We start from the raw sequence: 646 nt of genomic DNA, 5'->3' as shown, positions 1-646 counted from the left end.
GTCCACACTGATCCCGGGGATCCGGATGCGCTGGACCGACGAGTGCTCCAACACCTCCATGTCCGCGGGCGGCGCGGGCGGATTCGCCGGCAGCCGGTCGGTATGCGCCCCGACCGCCGCCGCGGCGCCGGGGGCGGCGGCCTGCTCCTCGTAGGGCAGCGGCACCGGGCCGTCGGTGGCCGCGCGCCGCTTGAGCATCGCCGTCACCCGGTCGACCAGCGGCGTCGGCACCGGCTCGAAGGGCAACCCGAACGGCTTGAGGAAGTTGCCGAAGACGCCCCGGTCGCCGAACACGTGGAACGGCAGCGCCAACAGCGCCCACTCGGGTCCGATCAGCCACATCCACAGCACCCCGACGAGGGCCACGCTGAGCAGGCTGTGCATCGTGTTGTACAGGACGTAGTACGCCTTGTGGATCCGCCCGTCCGGGCTGCGCCGGTAGGCGATGGCCCCCGGGATGTAGCCCAGCAGGTCGATGTAGAGGAACAGGCCGATCGCCGCGAACCACCGGATGTCCGTGAAGTGCCACAGGATCAGGCCGATCGTCACGGCGAAGGCGACCAGGTACTCGGCGCGGTGCAGGTTGAACGTGACCGGTGACTCGACCGGGTTCTTGATGTCCATCAGGGGTGTCCTTTCCGACGGG

General features: G+C 69.7%; 1 pseudogene. It reads right to left on the bottom strand.

Annotation, left to right across the window (positions count from 1 at the left end):
* Nucleotides 1-228: 228 nt before the first annotated feature.
* A pseudogene (locus G3I71_RS45465) lies at nucleotides 229-624 on the bottom strand (hypothetical protein); the annotation flags it as partial.
* Nucleotides 625-646 lie beyond the last annotated feature (22 nt).

This window comes from Streptomyces sp. SID12501 (assembly GCF_010550245.1).
Classification (GTDB): Bacteria; Actinomycetota; Actinomycetes; order Streptomycetales; family Streptomycetaceae; genus Streptomyces.
This window is presented reverse-complemented; position numbering and strand designations above follow the sequence as displayed.